The 21,578-nt window shown below is 54.7% G+C and carries 15 protein-coding genes; 9 read left to right on the top strand and 6 right to left on the bottom strand.

The genetic code is table 11. The annotated features are described in order from the left end of the window. The first annotated feature begins 105 nt into the window (after positions 1 to 105). The 3 genes from H8B13_RS01125 to bglX all read left to right on the top strand — a co-directional run bounded on the left by H8B13_RS01125 (position 106) and on the right by bglX (position 5,912). The gene (locus H8B13_RS01125; RefSeq protein WP_187308991.1) at positions 106 to 1,467 is read left to right on the top strand and encodes a glucoamylase family protein; all 1,362 of its coding nucleotides are present in this window, start codon (positions 106 to 108) and stop codon (positions 1,465 to 1,467) included. Between the two features lie 123 nt (positions 1,468 to 1,590). Further along, the gene (locus H8B13_RS01120; protein WP_187308990.1) at positions 1,591 to 3,348 is read left to right on the top strand and encodes a family 43 glycosylhydrolase; all 1,758 of its coding nucleotides are present in this window, start codon (positions 1,591 to 1,593) and stop codon (positions 3,346 to 3,348) included. A gap of 248 nt (positions 3,349 to 3,596) precedes the next feature. Next, entirely contained in the window at positions 3,597 to 5,912 is a 2,316-nt protein-coding gene (gene bglX, locus H8B13_RS01115) for a beta-glucosidase BglX (RefSeq protein WP_261990178.1), read from the top strand. A 61-nt stretch (positions 5,913 to 5,973) separates the two neighbouring features. Here the strand turns inward: bglX and H8B13_RS01110 are convergent, their stop codons facing one another. Beyond that, positions 5,974 to 8,700: a cyclic nucleotide-binding domain-containing protein gene (locus H8B13_RS01110; protein ID WP_187308989.1), complete on the bottom strand. Its 2,727-nt coding sequence runs from the start codon at positions 8,698 to 8,700 to the stop codon at positions 5,974 to 5,976. A gap of 129 nt (positions 8,701 to 8,829) precedes the next feature. Between H8B13_RS01110 and H8B13_RS01105 the strand changes: the two genes are divergently transcribed. Then, positions 8,830 to 9,474, top strand: a complete 645-nt coding sequence (locus tag H8B13_RS01105; protein WP_187308988.1) for a chloramphenicol acetyltransferase — start codon at positions 8,830 to 8,832, stop codon at positions 9,472 to 9,474. On the opposite strand, the gene H8B13_RS01100 is transcribed toward H8B13_RS01105, so the two are convergent. From H8B13_RS01100 to pxpB, 4 genes are all read right to left on the bottom strand, one after another. Continuing rightward, a complete protein-coding gene (locus H8B13_RS01100) occupies positions 9,471 to 10,661 on the bottom strand; it encodes an NRAMP family divalent metal transporter (protein WP_187308987.1) in 1,191 nt (396 codons plus the stop codon). The genes H8B13_RS01105 and H8B13_RS01100 overlap by 4 nt on opposite strands. Further along, a complete protein-coding gene (locus tag H8B13_RS01095) occupies positions 10,658 to 11,437 on the bottom strand; it encodes a LamB/YcsF family protein (RefSeq protein WP_187308986.1) in 780 nt (259 codons plus the stop codon). The genes H8B13_RS01100 and H8B13_RS01095 overlap by 4 nt, the downstream gene beginning before the upstream one ends. 150 nt (positions 11,438 to 11,587) lie before the next feature. Continuing rightward, positions 11,588 to 12,601, bottom strand: a complete 1,014-nt coding sequence (locus H8B13_RS01090) for a biotin-dependent carboxyltransferase family protein (RefSeq protein WP_187308985.1) — start codon at positions 12,599 to 12,601, stop codon at positions 11,588 to 11,590. Further along, entirely contained in the window at positions 12,591 to 13,334 is a 744-nt protein-coding gene (gene pxpB / locus H8B13_RS01085; RefSeq protein ID WP_187308984.1) for a 5-oxoprolinase subunit PxpB, read from the bottom strand. Before pxpB ends, H8B13_RS01090 begins: the two co-directional genes overlap by 11 nt. Positions 13,335 to 13,614: 280 nt before the next feature. Between pxpB and H8B13_RS01080 the strand changes: the two genes are divergently transcribed. From H8B13_RS01080 to H8B13_RS21475, 3 genes are all read left to right on the top strand, one after another. Next, entirely contained in the window at positions 13,615 to 14,319 is a 705-nt protein-coding gene (locus tag H8B13_RS01080; protein WP_187308983.1) for a PA2169 family four-helix-bundle protein, read from the top strand. A 248-nt stretch (positions 14,320 to 14,567) separates the two neighbouring features. Beyond that, the gene (locus H8B13_RS01075) at positions 14,568 to 16,655 is read left to right on the top strand and encodes a M1 family aminopeptidase (protein ID WP_315985093.1); all 2,088 of its coding nucleotides are present in this window, start codon (positions 14,568 to 14,570) and stop codon (positions 16,653 to 16,655) included. A 48-nt stretch (positions 16,656 to 16,703) separates the two neighbouring features. Next, positions 16,704 to 17,099: a hypothetical protein gene (locus tag H8B13_RS21475; RefSeq protein ID WP_315985092.1), complete on the top strand. Its 396-nt coding sequence runs from the start codon at positions 16,704 to 16,706 to the stop codon at positions 17,097 to 17,099. A 21-nt stretch (positions 17,100 to 17,120) separates the two neighbouring features. Here H8B13_RS21475 and H8B13_RS01070 read toward each other — a convergent pair whose 3' ends face one another. Continuing rightward, a complete protein-coding gene (locus tag H8B13_RS01070) occupies positions 17,121 to 17,831 on the bottom strand; it encodes an arylesterase (RefSeq protein WP_187308982.1) in 711 nt (236 codons plus the stop codon). Positions 17,832 to 17,960: 129 nt separating this feature from the next. Between H8B13_RS01070 and H8B13_RS01065 the strand changes: the two genes are divergently transcribed. Beyond that, positions 17,961 to 18,656: an ABC transporter ATP-binding protein gene (locus H8B13_RS01065; RefSeq protein WP_315985091.1), complete on the top strand. Its 696-nt coding sequence runs from the start codon at positions 17,961 to 17,963 to the stop codon at positions 18,654 to 18,656. Between the two features lie 191 nt (positions 18,657 to 18,847). Beyond that, positions 18,848 to 21,391: an ABC transporter permease gene (locus H8B13_RS01060; protein WP_261990177.1), complete on the top strand. Its 2,544-nt coding sequence runs from the start codon at positions 18,848 to 18,850 to the stop codon at positions 21,389 to 21,391. Positions 21,392 to 21,578: the final 187 nt, after the last annotated feature.

Genomic DNA, 21,578 nt, shown 5'->3' with positions numbered 1-21,578 from the left:
CTAGAGCTAAGGTTAAGTCTAGTTCCCCTCCTCAGCTAAGGAGGGGAGCTAGCTCACTAGCTTCCTACCCTTTTAACCTTAGCTACACGCCGCATAAGCTGACTTATGAAAGCAAATCTTCTCCTACTTCTGTGTCTGCTGCTACCTGGATTTTTAGGTGCCCAGCAAAAGCCAGCACCCAAAAAAGCCCCCCAGACCACCAAGTTCGACCCGCTCCAACGTCCGCGCAACCTCTCGGATGAGCAGCTTTTGGACCTGGTGCAGCGCCAGACGTTTCGGTACTTCTGGGACTTCGGGCACCCGGTGTCCGGCATGGCGCGCGAGCGGAGCAACGTGGCTTACGAGTATGGCGGCGAGGTAGTAACCACCGGCGGTACAGGCTTCGGCATTATGGCCATCATCGTAGCCGCCGACCGGAAGTGGATTACGCGGGACGAAGCGGCGACGCGAATCCTGAAAATCGTGAAGTTTCTAGGGAAGTCGGATTCATTTCACGGTGTATTTCCGCACTGGCTGAATGGGGAAACCGGCAAGGTTATCCGCTTTAGCCAAAAGGACGACGGCGGCGACTTAGTAGAAACTTCTTTTCTGTTTCAAGGTCTGATTTGCGCCCGCCAGTACTTTACCCAGGAAACTAAAACGGAGCAGGATCTGCGCAACCGCATTCTATGGATGTGGGAGGGCGTAGAATGGAATTGGCACCAGCAAGGGGGGCAAAATGTGCTCTATTGGCATTGGAGCCCCAACAATGGCTGGAGCATGAACCACCAAATTCATGGCTGGAATGAGTGCCTCGTTACCTATGTGCTGGCCTCCTCATCGCCCAAATACTCCATCGACAAGAAGGTGTACGATCAGGGCTGGGCCACCGGCGACTACTTCAAGAATGGCAAGGAGTTTTACAAAATCAAGCTGCCCCTAGGCTTCGATTATGGCGGACCGCTGTTTTTCTCGCACTACTCTTTCTTAGGTATCGACCCACGTGGGCTCAAAGATCAGTACGCCGACTACATGCAGCAAAACCAGGCGCACACTCAAATCAACTACGCCTACTGCGTCGACAACCCGAAGAAGTATAAAGGCTACGGGCCCAATAGCTGGGGCCTCACCGCTTCGGACAGCCACAAAGGCTACGCGGCCCACTCTCCTACTGAGGACTTGGGCGTGATTTCGCCCACTGCTGCTCTATCGGCCATGCCTTACGCACCGAAGGAGTCGATGGCGGCACTAAAGCATTTCTACAACGACCTGGGGGACAAAATATGGAGTGAATACGGCTTTGTGGATGGCTTCAGCGAGCACCATAATTGGTACGCCAAATCGCACCTCGCCATCGACCAAGGCCCTATTATCGTCATGATTGAAAACCACCGCACTGGCCTACTGTGGAAGCTCTTTATGAGCAGCCCCGACGTGCAGCGCGGCCTCACCAAACTTGGCTTTGAAAGCCCACAAATTAAGAAATAACACGAAAGACCGCCATGCAGAGCAGAGCGAAGCATCTCGCGTGCTGACGCAGGATTAGTATCCTTACTACCGCTGGCGAGATGCTTCGCTCTGCTCTGCATGACCGCCTTTTTTAACTTACTCATGCTCAGAACCCTGCTCTTGTGCTTTGCTGTGTTGCTGAGTTTGCGTGCTCAAGGCCAGCCAACCGCTAGTCCTGGCCAGCGGACGTATTGCAACCCACTGAACCTGGATTACGGCTACACGCCCATTCCTGACTTTGCCGTATCCGGCAAGCACCGCGCTACGGCTGACCCCGTTATTACCTTGTATAAAGGTGACTATTACCTTTTTTCAACCAACCAATGGGGCTACTGGCACAGCAAAGACCTGTATAGCTGGAAGTTCGTTTCACGCTCTTTTCTCAAGCCTCACCATAAGGTATATGATGATCTGTGCGCGCCGGCCGTCTTCGTGATGGGCGATACGCTACTGGTATTTGGCTCGACGCACGAGAAGAACTTTCCGATCTGGATGAGTACCAACCCCAAAGTCAACGAGTGGAAAGAAGCTGTGGAGCCCTTCCAGATTGGCGCCTGGGATCCTGCTTTTTTCCTGGACGATGATGGCAAGCTGTATCTGTACTGGGGCAGCAGCAACGAGTTTCCGCTTTACGGCCAGCAAATCAACCGCAAGACCTTTCAACCTATTGGGCAGCCCAAGGAAATGTTTGGGCTGAATGACGAGCGGTTTGGCTGGCAGCGGTTCGGCGAATACCTCGACAACACCTTCCTAGACCCGTTTATGGAAGGCGCCTGGATGAATAAACACAACGGCAAATACTACCTCCAGTACGGCGCGCCCGGCACCGAATTCAGCGGCTATGCCGATGGGGTGCAGGTGAGCGACAAGCCCCTTGGACCGTTCACGCCGCAGCCGCACAACCCGTTTGCTTACAAGCTTGGCGGCTTTGCCCGCGGTGCTGGCCACGGCAACACTTTTCAGGATACCTACGGCAACTGGTGGCACCTCTCCACGATGGTAGTATCGGTGAAAAACAACTTTGAGCGGCGACTCGGACTCTGGCCCGCAGGCTTTGATAAAGACGGCGTGTTGTATAGCAACACCATGTTTGGCGACTACCCGCACTACTTGCCCAACGGTCCCGCTGACCACCTCAAAAGTCGCTTCACAGGCTGGATGCTACTCAATTATCAGAAGCCGGTGCAGGTGTCCTCGACGCTGGGGGGCTTTTCGCCCAACTTCGCCGTCGATGAAAGCATCAAAACCTACTGGAGCGCTGCCACGGGCAACAAAGGCGAATACCTCCAAACAGATTTGGGCAACCTCAGCACCGTGCACGCCATCCAGATAAACTACGCCGACCAAGACGCAGAATTTCTGGGCAAACAGCAGGGCACGTATCATCAATACAAGCTCTGGCACTCCCTGGACGGCAAAAAGTGGAAGATGCTGACGGATAAAAGCCAGAACAAAAACGACGTCCCCCACGACTACATCGAGCTAGCCGAACCTGTGAAAACGCGCTACCTCAAGCTCGAAAACATTCACATGCCCACTGGCAAATTTGCCATCAGCGGCCTGCGGGTATTTGGTAAAGGCAACGGTTCTGTGCCGGATGCTGTGAAGAATTTCATCGTGCTGCGCACTGAAAAAGACAAGCGTAGCGCTTGGCTTAAATGGAAAGCCGTTGACAACGCTTACGCCTACAATATCCACGTCGGCATCAGCCCCGATAAGCTTTACAACTGCATCATGGTGCACGGCTCCCCTGAGTTTTACTTCAAAGGCATGGACAAAGAACTCCCCTATTATTTCACCATCGAAGCCATTAACGAAAACGGCATTTCCACTCGAATACCAATCGTGACGGTGAAGTAGAGACACATATTTGTGTCTCCTCGTTGAAAAATACTGTTACATATATATAATAGACCGTCATGCAGAGCGCAGCGAAGCATCTCGCGTGCTGACGCCGGATTAGTAATCCCACTACCACGAGCGAAATGCTTCGCTCCGCTCTGCATGACAAACGTTTTCAAATGGCCGCCTAAGCTGAGCATTCGTAATACTACTGGGGGGCTTTTTTCCTCATTTTTGCGCCATAATCTCATCCTATCCTTTCCCACATGAAAAGAACGTTCCGCACCGCTTTACTTCTGTCTATGGGGCTCCTGCTGAGCCCGACGCTGCAAGCCCAGACCGCTGTTGCTCCGCCTTCCAGTGTCAATACCCAGAAAATGAATCAGTTTGTGGAGGCGCTGATGAAAAAGATGACCCTCGACGAGAAAATCGGCCAGCTGAATCTGGTGTCGGTGGGCTTCGACGTGACGGGGCCGGTGGTCAGCAAAGACGTGGACGCCAACATCCGGAAAGGTAATGTGGGCGCGGTTCTCAATACCTACACGCCGGTGGCGGCGCGCAAGCTGCAAGAGTTGGCCGTGAAAGAATCGCGCCTCAAGATTCCGCTGATTCTGGGCTATGATGTTATTCATGGTCACCGCACTATCTTCCCTATTCCACTGGGCATGGCCGCCAGTTGGGACTTAGCAGCCATGGAGCGTAGCGCCCGTATTGCGGCCGAGGAAGCCGCCGCCGATGGCATCAACTGGGTGTACTCGCCCATGGTGGATATTGCCCGCGACCCGCGCTGGGGCCGCATTGCCGAAGGTGCCGGCGAAGACCCCTACCTAGGCTCCCAGATTGCCCGCGTGATGGTGCGCGGCTACCAGGGCACCGACAACGACATGAGCAAACCTACCAACGTGATGGCTTGCCTCAAGCACTTTGCCCTCTACGGTGCCGCTGAAGCCGGCCGCGACTACAATACCACCGACATGAGCCTAGTGCGCATGTACAACGAATATCTGCCCCCCTATAAAGCTGCTATCGAAGCCGGAGTGGGATCGGTAATGACATCATTCAATGATATCAACGGTACTCCCGCCACAGGCAACAAATGGCTAATGACCGACTTACTGCGCACGCAGTGGGGATTCAACGGCTTTGTGGCTACCGATTATACTGCCATCAACGAAATGACCGCGCATGGCATGGGCAACGACACGCAAGTGTCGGCCTTGGCGCTGAACGCAGGTACGGATCAAGATATGGTGGGTGAGATTTTCCTGAAAAACCTGGCAAAAAACCTGAAAGACGGCACCGTCAAGCAGGAGCAAATTGACTTGGCTTGCCGCCGGGTGTTGGAGGCTAAATACAAGCTCGGTCTATTCCAGGACCCCTACCGCAGCGTGACGGAAAAGCGCGCCAAAGCAACCATGATGAAGAAAGAGTTCATCGCCGATGCGCGTAGCATCAGTCGCAAGAGTATGGTGTTGCTCAAAAACGATAAGAACACGCTGCCCCTCAAAAAGACCGGTACGATTGCACTAATAGGTCCGTTAGCCAACCGTCAACGCGACATGATTGGTAGCTGGAGCGGCGCCGGCGACTGGAAACAAGCCGTTTCGCTGGAGCAAGGCATCAAAAATGTAGCAAGCGGTGTGAAGATAGTGTACGCCCACGGCGCTAACATTACCGATGATGCGCAGATGATTGAGCGCCTCAACGCCCACGGCGGCGAGCTCAACATCGACAAGCGTACGCCCGAAGCCATGATTCAGGAGGCTGTGGAAGCAGCCCAAAGTGCCGATGTGATAGTCGCCGCTGTAGGTGAGTCGCAGGGCATGACGGGCGAGGCAGCTAGCCGCGCCGATATCAGCATTCCGGCCCCGCAGATGGAATTGCTGAAAGCCCTGAAAAAGACTGGTAAGCCGCTAATATTGGTGCTCATGAACGGCCGACCAATGGCACTAAGCTGGGAAAATCAAAACGCCGATGCCATCCTAGAAACCTGGTTTTCGGGCACGCAGGGCGGCAACGCTATTGCCGACGTACTGTTTGGCGACTATAATCCATCGGGCAAAATCACGGCTACGTTTCCGCAGGTTGTGGGCCAGGTGCCGCTCTACTACAACCACAAGAGCACCGGCCGCCCCTTTAACGGTACTGATAAGCTCGACAAGTACAAGTCGCGCTACCTGGACGTGAGCAACGACCCGCTGTATCCTTTCGGCTACGGCCTGAGCTACACCACATTCAGCTACAGCAAGCCAGAGCTAAGCAAGACTACAATCAAACAAAATGAGCCCCTCGAAGTGCGCGTGACCGTGCGCAACACCGGCAACGTTGACGGCGAGGAAACCGCCCAGTTCTACATCCGCGACATGGTTGGTTCTATTACCCGGCCAGTAAAGGAATTAAAAGGCTTCCAGAAGGTGACCTTGAAAAAAGGCGAAAGCAAAACCCTCACCTTCCGCCTCACCCCCGACGATCTGAAGTTCTATAACAACGACCTGAAGTTCGTATCGGAGCCCGGCGACTTTCAGGTGTTTGTTGGTGGTAATTCCCGCGATGTGCAGGAAGCCGCATTCAAGGTGGAATAATCGTTTTAGACTGAATTAATATATCCGGCCTGATGCTGGGGGGCAAATTTACCCCCCAGCATCAGGCCGGATTGCTGAGTGGGGCTTGGGTTTGCATCTTCTCATTCTGGCGGCGCAGGCGTTGGCAGAGCACCTTCATGATGTTACGCAACACCTCACTGCGCTCCTCCATCACGTCATAGAAGTCCTCCTGATCGAGGCGGAAAGCGACGACATCACCTTGGGCAACGGCGGAGGCTGAGCGAGGCTCGGCATCGAGCAAAGCTAGCTCGCCAAAGAAGTCACCTTTGCGGAAAGTAGTGAGGTGCTGGGTTCCGTTGAAAATACCTACTTCGCCTCCGTACACGATAAAGAGCGAAGTACCCAGGTCGCCTTTGGCAAAAATCTGTTGCCCATCGCGGAAGCTTACTTCCCGCATAATGGGCACGATGCTGCTCAGCACGTTTTCGGGCGTTTCGGCAAACAAAGCGGTTTGCTGAAGTATATGCACCCGGTCGCGGGCCGAGATGGTAGCAGTGGTAGCGTGGGTGTGGCTCATAAGCAGGGCAGGTAGGGCTGGCTCGACATCCGTAAGCTGTTCATAGAGTTCAGGTTGACGCTCCGACAGCTTTTTTAGCACAAAGAAGGCACTTTCCTGAATAAGGTAGTTGGAACTATGTATATACGGTAATAACAGTCTGATTGTGTGGGGTTCGGCATGCCAATGGCGCAGGGCTACACTGATGGTCCAATCGGAAAAGGCATTTTCCCCCTGCTCAACAATAAACGGAACTACGCGCGCAGGCTGGCTTAGCGGCCCAAGCAGCCGATCAAATACACGCACTTTCTCCGCCACCGGCGCTACATCAAGCAAAGCTTGCAGGCCCTGATAGAGGGAACGCGGAATAATGTTATCCAAAATTTCGAGGGCGTTGGCTTGGCGCTCACGGGCCGCGTGGTCTACGCCGCGCTGGGCATCGGCAATGATATGCGAGGGGTAAAGCTGGAAAAGCAGCCCAAAAATTCGTTGCTGCACTTTGGCCAGCTCATAATAGAGGCAGCGGCGCAGCTCGTCGTGGCTAAAGGCAGCAATGCCCTGCAACAGCTGATGCGCCAGCCGCATTTCCTCCTGCACCAATGCCTGAAAGATTGGCTCATCGGTTTTCACTTGCTCCATGGGGCGCAGGGCGCGCAGCGCTGTTTCGCGCTGGTGCAGGTTGGCGCGACGAGCTAGCGCGACCAGTGCTTGACGGCTGGCAGGCACTGGCTGACGGGCGCACAGTTGCGCTACCCGCCGTACCTGCGCATCGCTCGCCGTGGGTGATTCCAGCGTTTGAATCAGCTCAGGTAGGACGGTGGAATCCAGTTGTAGCAGCTGGGCTGTGGCCGCCCGGCGCTGGGTTCTGTCTTCCAATGCGTCAATAAGGGCTCGTACTTCGGCTGGGCTAGCTGGCAGCTGCTCTTCGGCCAAGAATTCGCTCGTGAGAACGACCGCTTCTGCCGAACTACCAAAGCGGCGACTCAGGGCATGTTGGAGCTCAGCCATATAATGGCCGTAAGTGCGGTGCAAAAAGAACAAAGCGCCCGCAGCAAACAGGCTCATCCAGACAAACGGCGCCCATTCATTAAGGCCGGGCAAATCGTGCAGGGCAAACAATAAAAAGCCCCCCAGCGCCATTCCCAGCGGCTCGTAGAAGCCTTTGGCCCGTGTGTGGGCCCGCAGCCGCTCGGGCGGGGAAAGCGGCTGAAACAGCACCAGAAACACAGGATCGAATACGGCGCGGCGGAGCACTTCCAGCCCCAGATACAAGCCGCAGAAGTAAAGCAGCAGCACCGAATCGTCGGACCCAACGAGCCATAAGCCGCCAAACAGCACCAGCCCAGCCAGCAAAGCCGCAGGCAGCGCCACCAGCATCCGACGAATACCAACCTGCTCCAGGGCTTTCTGAGTGAGCAGGATTTTGAAGATCATTGCCATCAAATACGTGACTACCAGTACACTACTCACATAGCGCATCACGGTGGCCTGGTCGTGGAACTTGTGCTTGACGTTGACGAAAAACGAGTACTCTACGCCCGCCGTAACCGCCGCAATAGCCGTGATACTCAGGCATGTAGACAGTACCAACTGGCTGTCGCCGAACCAGCGCTGCAACCCTGGCGCCAGGCTAGCTAGGCGCTGCGGACGGGAAGTAGGCCGCGCCTCTACCGCGTGCGAGCGTAGCGTAGCGCGCAAGGTGTACAACGCCCCCAAATAGGCTCCCAGAGCCAGCAACAGCAGAAACAGCAGATCGGTGTGGGCGTGGACGAGCAGCGCCAAAATGGCCCCCAGAGCCTTCGCCGGCATATCTCCTGACCCGATTAGGCCGAAGAGCCGCTTGCTCTGGCGCACATCGAACACCACCGCCGACACGCCCCAAAACTCCAGGTTAGTCAGCAGATAAATCACCCGGTAGCCAGCCATAATAGCTACGGCGGCAGCCATCGAATGACCTACGGCAACCAGCACACTTATCACCCCCGTAAACGCCACCACAGCCAGCAATACCCGCACGGCGAGGCGTTGCAGAGGCAAATGATGCTCGAAATAAGTGTAAGCCTTGCCCGCCGCCATCATGGCCAGCGCGGCCAAACCATAAGCTAGCGGCAGGTTGCGCTCGGGGTTGTTTTCGAGCAGAATAACGTTGGCCGACACGTACACCAGAATGGTACCGATGCCTAGCAGAAAGTTATGCAGAAAGAATAGCCATACGGTTTTGACCTCGGTCGTACGCACACCGATCAAACCGTACCACTTGGAAGCAAGCATGGATAAGCATTAAAAAGGAGTAGCAAGTTAGCCTTTCGGGTTGAAGACTAGTTTACATATTTAATCTAAGTAGGACAGACAGAGCTCCGAAATGCTCGGGCCTGAATGAAGTTACCGAACTTGCGGCTCATGAAACACCTGATTGACCTCGCTCAATGGCCTCGCCGGGAGCATTTCGCGTTTTTTTCAACCTTCGACGAGCCTTTCTTTGGTCTGACTGCTAACGTGGACTGCACTCAAGCATATGTCGAAGCAAAGCGCCATGGTGTCCCTTTCTTTTTGTATTACCTATATCATTCCTTGCAGGCGGCCCAGGAAGTGGAGGAGTTTCGCTACCGCATCGAGGGCGAGCAGGTGGTGTGCTACGACCGGGTGCACGCTTCAGCCACCATTGGCCGCCCCGACCACACGTTTGGTTTTTCCTTTATCGAGTTACGCGACTCGCTACCCGATTTCGTAGCCGCCGCAAACCGTGAGATAGACGCCGTACAACAAAGCACCGGCCTGCGCCTCTCCGATGCTACCGCCCGCCCCGATGTACTGCACTGCTCAGCCGTGCCGTGGGTACGCTTTACGGCATTATCGCACGCCCGCAGCTTCCGCCACGCCGATAGCTGCCCCAAGATTTCATATGGTCAGGTGTACCTCGATGGTGCCACCCGGCTGCTGCCTGTATCGGTGCATGTGCACCACGGCTTAGCCGATGGGTACCATGTGGGGAAATTTTTGGAAGCTTTTCAGCGCCGACTAAATCATAGCAGCGAAGTGCTTTAGCTAAAAAGCCCCCCAATCTGTTGCGCAAAAACCTGGACGCTCATCCACGTCATTACTAGCACTACTACCACCCCCACAATGGCCAGCCACAGCGGGTGCTGGTATTCGCCAACCACCTTTTTACGGTAGGCAGCTACTAGCATGGTAGCCAGCGTGACAGGTAGAATAAATCCATTCAGGGCCCCAGCCAAGATGAGCAGGCTGACCGGTTTGCCAATGGTTATAAATATGAGAGTAGATATTAGAATAAAGCCGATTATGAGGCGGTTTTCGTGCCGACTGATGCTGGGATGAAAGGACTTCATAAAGGAAACTGATGTGTAGGCCGACCCTATTACGGAGGTAACGGCCGCCGCAAACATCACCACGCCGAACAGCTTGTAGCCAAAATTGCCTGCTGCCAGTTGAAATACGGACGCCGGCGGATTCTCGGCGGCGATGGTCAGGCCTTGGCTGACAACGCCTAATGATGCCAGAAATAACAGCACCCGAATAATGGAAGCCACCGTGATTCCCGAAACAGCACTGGTCATTACCTGGGGCAGGGCGGCGGTACCTTTCACCCCGGCATCGAGGAGGCGGTGGCCCCCGGCAAAGGTGATGTAGCCACCCACCGTGCCACCCACCAGCGTCACGATGGCCATTACGTCCAGCTTCGTGGGGGCGAAAGTTCTAACTAACGCTTCGCCCACCGGCGGTGAGGACGTGAACACCACATACACAATGATCAGAATCATGAGTAGGCCCATGAATTGAGCAAACCGATCCATGGCTTTGCCGGCCTCCTTTACCAGGAAAATAGCAATGGTGAGGGCCGCAGATATGGCCGCCCCAACTTCGACAGGAATCCCAAACAGCACTTGCAGACCAAGCCCAGCGCCGCCCACGTTACCAATATTGAAGGCTAGGCCGCCGAGCACAATCAGGAAGGAAATAAAGCCCCCCAGGCCCGGCAACACGGCATTAGCAATATCCTGAGCCCGCATTTCGGACACTGCAATTACGCGCCAGATGGTGAGCTGTACACCCAGATCAATCAGGATAGAAGCCAGGATAACGAAGCCAAAACTGGCTCCCAATGCTTGGGTAAATACAGTAGTTTGAGTGAGGAAGCCCGGTCCAACCGCCGACGTCGCCATCAGAAAACCCGCCCCTAACAATACGCTCCAGTTTCTGGCTTGCTTCATTGGGTAGCTTTTCTAAACGCTTGCAAGCTTACTCCTTCATTTTGTAGGGTTTGCTTGATGTGGCGGGCAAATTCGAGGGCGTGGGCGCCGTCGCCATGGATGCAGATGGTATCGGCCTGAATAGCTACGTCGGTGCCTTGCTGGGAGCGGACCTTGCCTTCTTTTACCATACGCACTACTTGCTGGGCGGCCTCTTCGGGCGTGGTGAGCAGGGCGTTTGGCAAGCGGCGTGAAGTCAGGGTGCCGTCGGGCTGGTAGGTGCGGTCGGCGAATACCTCGTGGGCAACCTGCAAGCCTAGCTTGGTGCCGGCCTTGGTTAGCGCACTTCCAGCAAGGCCGTAGAGCACCAGCTCCGGATTCACGCGGTACACGGCTTCAACAATAGCTTCTGCCAGCGGCGCATTTACGGCAGCCATATTGTATAAGGCGCCATGCGGTTTTACGTGGTGGAGCTTGCTTCCTTCGGCCGCCAGAAAGCCCCCCAGTGCCCCTATTTGGTATACTATCATATCGAAGGCTTCCTCCAGGGAAACTGCCATTTCGCGGCGGCCGAACCCTACCAGATCCGGTAAGCCGGGGTGGGCACCGATGGCGACTTGGTGCTGGAGGGCGAGGCGCACGGTTTTGCGCATCACGGCTGGGTCGCCAGCATGAAAGCCGCAGGCAATATTGGCGGAGGTGATATAAGGTAGAATAGCCTCGTCGTTGCCTAGATTATAAGCGCCGAAGCTTTCCCCCATGTCACAATTTAAGTCAACGGTAAACGATCTATTCATCTATTCTTTTTTATGACAATGACTCCAAAACGTCATGCAGAGCAGAGCGAAGCATCTCGCTCGCTCCGTTAGATTATTAATCTCACTAAACACGCGAGATGCTTCGCTCTGCTCTTCATGACGTTCTTTTCGGCTCATACTTATCTTTTTTCAACCAGCCAGTTTAAGTCTTAACGCCTGCTGAAGCTGTCTGATATTCAGTTCCTGCTGGCAGTACAAGCGCTGAGCTTTGGCCAGCGACACCTCTTGAAAGCGAATTTTGCCCCCCGGCGGCACTTGCGCCAGCAGGGAAAAGTCAGCCGTAACTACTTGAGCGATGCGTGGATAGCCGCCTGTCGTTTGGTGGTCGGCCAGCAAGACAATCGGGTTACCCTCGGCGGGCACTTGCACGGTGCCGAAGGTAACGGCGCTGGAGAGCATTTCCTCCGGCTGCATCAAGGCCAGGGCCGTGCCGTCGCCACGCAGGCGGTAGCCCATGCGGTTGGAGGCCAGCGTCACGGTGTATTCCTGGGCCCAAAAATTCTGCTGACCAGAGGCTGAAAACAGGCTATACTCCGGCCCCGGCACCGCCCGGATGCTGGGGTTAGCCTGCGGCCCCTGATACAGCTCGGGGCTGGGCATCCAAGAGGCTTGCAGCCAGGTTTTGTGGGGAGTAGCAGCGAACATTTTTTGCCAGAACTGTTTAGCTACTGCTGGTGGTCCGGGGCAGGCAATTACATCTCCGGTTTTTAAAGCCCGCCCCTGCCGGCCGCCAATGCCCGCCTGCAGATACGTGGAGCGAGAGCCTAACACCGTGGGCACGGTCAGGCCGCCTGCCACCGCTATATAGGTACGGCAACCAGAGCCCTGGGGGGCAAATTGTAGTAAGCTACCCTGGCGCACGAAGATGGGCCGGTTCATTTTCACCACCTGCCCATTGATGGCGGGAGCCAAATTGGCGCCGGTAAGCGCGATAAGCTGATCCTCATCAAACCGAATCTTGGGACCGAGCAGCGTGACTTCCAGACCGGCTTCGTCTTCCTGGTTGCCTACCAGCAAATTTGCCACGCGCAGCGCCAGCGCATCCATCGCCCCACTCACGATTATGCCCTCTTTCTGGTAGCCGATTCTACCTAAATCCTGAATCGTAGTCAGGAGGCCGGGGCTGATGATGCTAAGACTCATGTCTGTTTTGCTGCTCAAATTCCGCGGCCGTAATGGGCACGAAGCGTACCTGATAGCCCGCCCGCAGCAAGCTGGGGTTCTCTTGGCGAGGGCGAAAAAGCCGTCGGGGCGTGCGGCCAATCAACTGCCAGCCGCCCGGCGAAGGAATGGAATATACCCCCGTTTGCTGTCCCGCAATTCCCACCGATCCAGCCGGCACCAGCGTACGGGGCTGGGGCTTGCGGGGCGTGGCTATCTGCTCGTTCATGCCCGCTAAATAGGGAAATCCGGGAGCAAACCCCACCATGGCCACCACATACTCCGGCTCGGAGTGGAGCCGTATCACCTCGGCTTCTGACAAACCCGCATGGTGGGCTACTTCTTCCAAATCCGGGCCCCATTTTCCGCCGTAGCACACCGGTATTTCTACCAGCGTAGGTACTACTTTCAGCTGAGGAGTTTGCGCCTGCGCCAGCATTGTCTGCACTATTTCGGTCATGCGAGCGTAGGGGTCGAGGCGCCCTTCCTCGCTCACCAGCCACGGGTTGTAGTACAGTGTGAGCGTCGTGTAAGCAGGCACGTACTCTAGCAGGCCCTCCACGCTCAACTGGTCAAGGTAGGTGCAGCAGGCGCGAATACGTTGCTGGACCTCCGCGTTGTAGACGCGGCTGAGTTGCAGCACGATGCCCGAGTCGCCCAATGGATAAATCTGGGGTTGGGGTTGTTGAATTTGCCCCCCACGTCGGTTTTGCATCGGCTGATTAAGTTAATTCAATTCTTTTTTTGCGGGTGAAATTCCCTACTAATGCGTCTGCTTTACTCCTTCATACCGAGCCCACATACAGTGCGCCACTTGGTAGAATTTGCTGGCCTACAGACATCTATGGATGTAGGCATAACCTCGAAATTACTGGTGAAAATCGACAAAAATATCGGGCTTGACGCTAAAGTAGCTCCTTGATTAAGCAAGCTCAACTTAACTAGTTATCCCAACCCGACGTAAGCACACCTATTACTATATCACTTATTACGTCATGGACCAATCACAGCAATCATCTCCGCAAAATAGTACGTCAACGCAGTCACAAGGCTCAGGCCAGCTGCTTGACCAGGCCAAGAAATGGGTCAACCAAAATAACGTCTCCGATTTGCTCGGCCAGTTACCCAACTCAGTAAAGGATTTGGGCACGAAGGCTACCACCGGCTACAACAAGCTCAGCACCACCCAAAAAGTAGTTGGTGGCGCAGCCATTGCACTAGGGGTAGGTCTTCTGTTGACTAATCGAAAAAAAGGCACCGGCAATAAAAAAGCCGACACCTTGCACGAGTTGCTCCTCTTCGTAAATGACCGGATCGAGGGCTACAAAAAAGCAGCCGACGAAAGCCAGGACCCAGAGCTTACAGGCTACTACAAGCAGCTAGTGAGTCAGAGCCAGCGCTTTGCTAATGAGCTCAACAACCACCTGCGTCAGCAAGGCGGCGAGCGCGAAGACGGCACCACGATTAAAGGCAAGATCTATCGTCGCTTCATGGAAGCAACATCTGCCGTGACCGGCCACAGCGAAAAGACAATTTTGGCTACCAACATTCATGGCGAAATGTGGGCGCTAAAAGCCTACAAAGAAGCCCTCAGCGACCGTAACCTAACTGGTACTCTGCGCCAGGAAGTAGAGCGTCAGCACACGCAGTCGCAACAAACGTATGATAAGCTGAAGCGCTTGGTAGAACAGCAAAGCTAGTTGAAGCAAGTAAATTGAGGCCCTATTGGGGTGGCACACGTTGTCACTCTAATAGGGCTTTTTTATTTGTCGACATCAGCGTAGTGGGCAGAAGATGAACGAACTATTGTTCGTCAATTGTCCGCTATTTAGTTTGGTATTTTGCTTCCTTTCGCTGCTTTTCAGTTATGAGAATCAGGTTAAGTAAATACATCCAGTTAGATTTGTTTTCATTCGCTTTTGCCTTCTTGGTTAGTTGTAGCGAAGCCGTGAAAACGAAGGATATAGCAGTAGAGACAGGTGTTTCACATGAGTTGGCTACTTACCGCCGACAAGTGATATCGGATCTAGCCTATACCCTGCACTTTACTATTCCAGCGGCCAAGGAGCAACCTATTCTGGCTACCGAATCTGTCTCGTTTATTTTAAGTGAAAATAAACCCCCCCTACAACTCGATTTTAAAGAGAATACCGATCATCTCAAACGTCTTGTTGTCAATAAAAAGCCCGTTACCATTGACCACCACGACGAGCACATTATTATTCCGACTACAAATTTAAAAGCGGGCAAAAACCAGGTCGATATTGAGTTTATCGCGGGTGATTTATCCTTGAATCGAAGCGACGCGTTTTTGTATACGCTATTAGTACCTGACCGCGCCCGCACGGTGTTTCCAGTATTTGATCAGCCTAGCTTAAAGGCAACTTTTCAGCTCACTCTGACTCTGCCAAAACAGTGGCAAGCCATGGCTAATGGGCCACTACAAGATTCAACCACAACTGCGGCAAATAAGACCTATCGTTTCGCTCCATCGGATACGATAAGCACCTATTTATTTTCGTTTGTAGCTGGTGAATTCAAGCGCATTTCGCGCACGGAAATGGGCCGCGTTATGCAGTTTCTGCATCGCGAAACTGACCCGAGCAAAATGCGGCTAAGTCTGGACCCAATATTCCAGATTCATAGCGATGCGCTGACATTTATGCAGACGTACACGGGCATCCCCTATCCTTTCCAAAAGTTTGATTTTGTAGCCATTCCCGATTTCCAATATGGGGGTATGGAGCACGTGGGTGCCGTTGATTATAAAGCGGCTACTTTGTTTCTGGATGAAGGCGCCACGCAGGATCAGAAGCTTGCGCGCTCTAGTCTTATTGCTCACGAAATCGCACATATGTGGTTTGGCGATTTGGTGACGATGCAGTGGTTTAATGACGTATGGATGAAGGAAGTATTTGCCAATTTCATGGCCGATAAAATCACTCAAATAGCCGTCAGAAATTCTAATTACGAGCTCAAATTCGTGCTGGATCATTACCCAGCCGCCTACGGCATTGACCGTACTAAAGGCGCCAATCCGATTCGGCAGCCACTGGATAATTTGCAGGATGCGGGCACGATGTATGGCAACATTATTTACCATAAAGCACCCATTATGATGCGGCAATTGGAGCGGCTAATGGGACCCGAACAATTTCAGAAGGGCTTGCAGGAATATCTGCGCAAATACGCCTTCGGCAACGCCACCTGGCCCGACTTAATTAGCATACTGGATGCTCGCACACCGGCCGATTTGCAAGCTTGGAACCAGGTGTGGGTAAATGAGCCCGGCCGCCCTGTATTTGAGTATGATTTGGAGACACTGGGGGGCAAAATATCTAAGCTAACGCTGACGCAAAAAGCCGAGGATAAGTCGGATCGGATTTGGCCGCAGCTATTTGAAATAACGCTGGTGTACCCAAATTTTACAAAAGAGTTTACGGTGACAATGGATCAGCGCCAAGTGACGCTAAACGCGTTAAAAGACGAGCCTGCGCCCACGTATATTCTTTTCAATTCAACGGGTCTTGGCTACGGCCTATTTCCGGTAGATAAGAAAATGCCCCCTAACGTATTTGCGCTGCAAAACCCGGTGGCACGGGCGGCTGCTTACGTGAATTTGTACGAGAACATGTTGAACGGCCAAGTAGTGACGCCGCTGCAACTATTGCAGCTCACGCGCCAAGGATTAACTCAGGAAAAAGAGGAGCTAAATCTGAAACTGTTGACCAGCCAGCTGAGCGATATTTTCTGGAAATTTTTGCCCCCCACAAAACGCCCTGAACTAGCTCCGGCTCTGGAAAACGAGATTTGGCAGGCGATGCAGCAAAACCCAAATAGCAACGCAAAAAAGCAGCTGTTTAAAGCTTACCAATCAGTAGCATTAACACCCGCCGCGCAAGCCAAATTATACGATGTGTGGGCGACTGAAAAGGCTCCGAATGGCGTCAAATTAACGGAGGACGATTACACCGCGTTGGCCTTGGCGCTGGCCGTGCGCGACTACGGCTCCGACGGCGATATCCTGCAGAAGTAGCTGGCCCGAATCAAGAATGAAGACCGCAAAAAGCGTATAGAATTTCTGATGCCTGCACTGTCAGCTGACGTAAAAATCAGGGATGCGTTTTTTTCTTCGTTAAAAGAAGAAAAGAACCGTAGCAAAGAAGCTTGGGTAGTCGCCGCGCTTGGGTATTTGCATCATCCGTTGCGAGCCGAATCATCTGAAAAATATCTACCGGAGAGTTTAAATCTGCTGGCCAAAATTCAGCAGACGGGCGACATTTTCTTCCCCTACTCCTGGCTACAGGCTACGTTTGGCGCTTACCAATCGTCAACCGCAGCCCGCATTGTTCGCGCATTTATCACAAATAACCCCAAGTATAATCCGAAACTGCGCGCGAAGATTCTGCAAGCCAGCGACGACTTATTTCGCGCCGAGAAGTTAGTGCAACAACAAGCCGTTTCGGGCAAGAAATCTTAACAGGGCGCAACCTGGCTTGTACTACCTCACGGCTGCATCGGCCGCTACGGGCTGCTTAAGTAGTGGTTGCAGAATATTCCACACGGTACGAGCAATAAGACGGTGGCCAGCGGGCGTGGGATGAATACCGTCCGGCTGGTTGAGCTTGGCTACGCCGCCCACACCTTCGAGCAGAAAAGGAATGAGCACCAGCCTGTTTTCGCGGGCCAGATCGATGTACGTCTGCTTGAATTGGGTGGCGTAATCGGCGCCTAAGTTGGGCGGAATCTGCATGCCGGCCAGCACGATTTGGGTTTGCGGGCTGATGCGGCGCACGGTGTCAATAATGGCTTGCAGGTTGCGGCGCGTATCGGTGAGCGGCAGGCCGCGCAGGCCATCATTGCCCCCCAGCTCCAGCACAAACACATCCACGGGTTGGCGCAGCACCCAACCCACGCGGCTGCGGCCTCCAGCAGTTGTTTCGCCGCTTAGCCCGGCATTAATCACCGTATAACCCAGGCCAGCCGAATCAATTTTTTGGCCGATTAACGCCGGAAATGCTTCTTCCGGCTCTACGCCGAGGCCCGCGGTGAGGCTATTGCCAAAGAACAGAATAGTGCGGGCGCCCGCTGTGGGGGGCTTTTTATCAGCAGCCGGCGGGCTAGCAACCGACGTAGTGGTTTGTGAATCGGAGCCGCAGCTAGCCAGTGTGAGCAGCAAGCAGCAACTAAATACAGACAATAGGGTTTTCATGCGTGGGGGGCCTTTTTGAGGTATATGCCTAACGATAGAAAGTATTATAAAGATTAAAACGTCGTTTAGAATGCAGCTACTCTCTTGCTTCTCGCCTCTTTCTCTTAACAATCCATACGCCCATCCTTCGTGCTTAAAGTAGAAAATCTCACCAAATCATACGCCAGCGGCGGCCGGGAGCTCACGGTGCTGGAGGCCGTCAGCTTCGAACTACAGGCCCAAGACACGTTCGCTATTGTTGGCCCCTCGGGCAGCGGCAAAACTACGTTGCTAGGTCTGTGCGCTGGCCTCGACCGCGCCAGCGCGGGCAGCGTCTGGCTCAACGGTATTCAGCTCGACAACCTCAGTGAAGACCAGCGCGCTGCCGTGCGCAACGAGCATGTAGGCTTCGTTTTCCAGAATTTTCAGCTCCTGCCTTCCCTCACCGCCCTCGAAAACGTGTTGGTTCCGTTGGAATTGCGCGGCGTGCGCGGGGGCACAAAAACGGCTCTGGAACTGCTGGAACGCGTGGGCCTGGGCGGGCGAGGCCACCACTACCCTACCCAGCTTTCGGGCGGTGAGCAGCAGCGCGTGTCCTTGGCGCGGGCCTTTGCCAATCGGCCCAAAATCCTCTTCGCCGATGAGCCCACCGGCAACCTCGACGCCGACACCAGCGCCAAAGTAGTAGAACTCCTCTTTGAGCTTAACCGTGAAGCTGGCACCACACTCGTGCTCGTCACCCACGACTTAGAGTTAGCCGCCCGCACCCAACGCATCGTCCGCATCAAAGGTGGCGCTGTGGTCTCGGATACGGTTAATCAGGAAAGTGTACAGGTGGGATTGTAGGAAGCCCACAAACACCACACCCTCCAGGTCGTCATGCAGAGCGAAAGCGAAGCATCTCGCGTGTTTAGTGAGATTAGTAACCCAACATCAGCACGCGAGATGCTTCGCTTTCGCTCTGCATGACGGGCTGATAAAGGTCTAATATGAGACCGCCTATTTCATTTTTAACGCTAATCTGAGTTTTTTATCTCATGTCTAATCTTCCCTGGCTTTGGCGCATGGCGTGGCGCGACAGCCGCCGCAGTCGTTCCCGCTTGCTGCTGTTTACCTCGGCTATTGTGCTGGGCATTGCGGCGCTGGTGGGCATCAACGGCTTCGGCGACAACCTGGCCCGCAGCATCGACGAGCAGGCGCGCGAGCTGGTGGGAGCCGATTTGGTGCTCTCCGCCAACCAGCCATTTGATTCCACGCTCCAAACCACCCTGCGCCAGCTCGGCCAACGCCGCAGCGACGAAGTCGCCTTTGCTTCTTTGGTGCAGTTTCCCAAAGGCCAGGGCGTGCGTTTAGCTCAGGTGCGCGCCCTCACGGGGGGCTTTCCGTACTACGGCGAATGGCTCACGGAGCCGACCACTGCCGTAGCGGCATTTCGGGAAGCAGGCGCCGCCAATCAGCGCGTGGCGTTGGTCGATGATGCGCTGCTGGCCCAGTTTGCCGCCCGGCCTGGCGATTCTATTAAAGTGGGCGAGCTGACTTTCCGCATCGCGGGGCGGGTGCGCAAGACACCGGGCCAGTCCGGCTTCAGCGCCTCGGTGGCGCCCACGGTATTTATTCCGCGTGAGTTTGTGGAGCAAACCGGTCTGTTGCAGCGCGGTAGCCGGGTTCAGTACCGCACCTACTACCAGTTCGCGCCCGGCACCAACGTCGACCAGACGATCAAGCTTCTGGAGGCCCGCCTCGACCAGGCCAACATCGACAGCGACACCGTGGCCGAGCGCAAGCGCCAGACGGGTCGTTCGTTTACGAATGTCACGCGCTTTCTGAATCTGGTGGCTTTCGTGGCGCTGTTGCTGGGCTGCGTGGGCGTGGCCAGCGCCGTCAGTCTGTATGTGCGCGAAAAGGTGGCGGCCGTGGCGGTGCTGCGCTGCCTGGGGGCCAGCGGCTGGCAGGCCGTCCTGATTTATTTGCTCCAAACGGCGCTAATGGGCCTGCTGGGGGCCACTTTGGGAGCTGCATTGGGTACTGGCGTGCAGTTGTTATTGCCGAAAGTGGTGGAAGGTTTTCTACCCGTTACGGTGAGCGTGGGCATTTCGTGGTCGGCGGTGGCCGAAGGTATTCTCACGGGTGTATTTGTGGCCGTGTTGTTTGCTCTCCTGCCTTTGCTGAGCATCCGTCGGGTGTCGCCGCTACGCACGTTGCGAGCCTCGCTGGAAGAAGACACTGCAAGCCCGGACCCACTGCGGGGCTTGGTATACGGGCTGATTATCCTGTTTATTACCGGCTTCGCTTACCTCCAAACTCGCGACTGGAAGCTGGCTCTAGGCTTTGCAGGGGGCTTATTACTCACGTTTGCGGTACTAGCCGGACTCGGTGAAGGCCTGCGCCGTGCGGTCCGACGCTACTTTCCTAGTTCTTGGAGCTACGTGTGGCGGCAGGGCTTGGCCAACTTATATCGGCCTAATAATCAGACGCTACTGCTCACCGTTTCTATTGGCCTGGGCGTATTTCTATTGGCCACGCTGTATTTATTGCAGGGCCTGCTTCTAAGCCAAGTGGAAATATCGTCCACCAACGGGCAGCCCAATTTGGTTCTGTTTGATATTCAGTCGGCCCAGCGCGAAGGCGTCACTCAACTCGTAAAGCGCAATAAGCTACCCGTGTTGCAGCAGGTTCCCGTCGTAACAATGCGTTTGTCTGCTATCAATGGGCGCTCAGCGGCGGCGCTGAAAAAAGACACTACCAGCGGTGTTTCCAAAGGGGCTCTGGGGCGGGAGTATCGCGTCACTTACCGCGATTCCCTCATTAGCTCCGAAACCCTAGCTGCTGGTAAGGCCCCTTTCGTCGGTCCAGACGGTATTCCGCGTGTTTCCTTCGATGATGGATTTACGGAGCGGCTGAAGATTAAAATTGGCGATACGCTGACCTTCAACGTGCAAGGCGCTCCGCTCGTCACCATCGTGGGCGGCACCCGCACCGTCGATTGGAGCCGGGTGCAAACCAACTTTCTGGTAGTCTTTCCGAAAGGCGTGCTGGAGCCGGCCCCGCAGTTTCATGTGCTGCTCACCCGCGTGCCCGACAATGCTACCCTGGCCGCGGTGCAGCGCGAGCTAGTAGCGAATTACCCTAACGTATCAGCCATTGACTTAGGCTTGATTCTGCAAACGCTGGATGAGATTCTCACCAAAATCTCCTTCGTAATCCGCTTTATGGCCTTGTTCAGTATGGCTACGGGCCTGCTGGTACTGGTGAGTTCGGTGGTAGTGAGCCGCTACCAACGGGTGCGGGAAAGCGTGCTGCTGCGCACCCTCGGCGCCAGCAGAGCCCAGATTCTACGCATCACTTTGGTCGAATACGCGCTTCTGGGCTTACTCTCAGCGGTGGCCGGTTTAGGGTTAGCGGTAATGGCGGCGTGGGCGTTAGGCGTGTTCGTTTTTGAGGTGCCTTTTGCCCCCCAGATTAGTCCGCTGCTCCTGCTGGCCTTACTCACTACGGCGCTCACCGCGCTTATCGGTCTGCTCAACAGCCGCGACGTATTGACGCGCCCGCCGCTGGAGGTGCTGCGCGGCGAAGTGAGCTAGACCGTGTGGGCACTCCGCTTTTGGAGGCGGGCCTTAATTTGATGAAACAGCAAAAGCTCCTCTTATGGGGGGCTTTTGCTGTTTATGCTAGTTATATGCAACGCTACTTTGCGGGGTATAGATTCATACAATTCCTCGAAAGCAAGTCTGCACGCACGAATCCAGATCAAGAAGAGGACATATTTTT

It is taken from the genome of Hymenobacter sp. BT188, assembly GCF_014333585.1.
Taxonomy (GTDB): Bacteria; Bacteroidota; Bacteroidia; order Cytophagales; family Hymenobacteraceae; genus Hymenobacter.
Note: the sequence above shows the minus strand (reverse complement) of the source record. Positions and strands in the feature narration are given on the sequence as shown.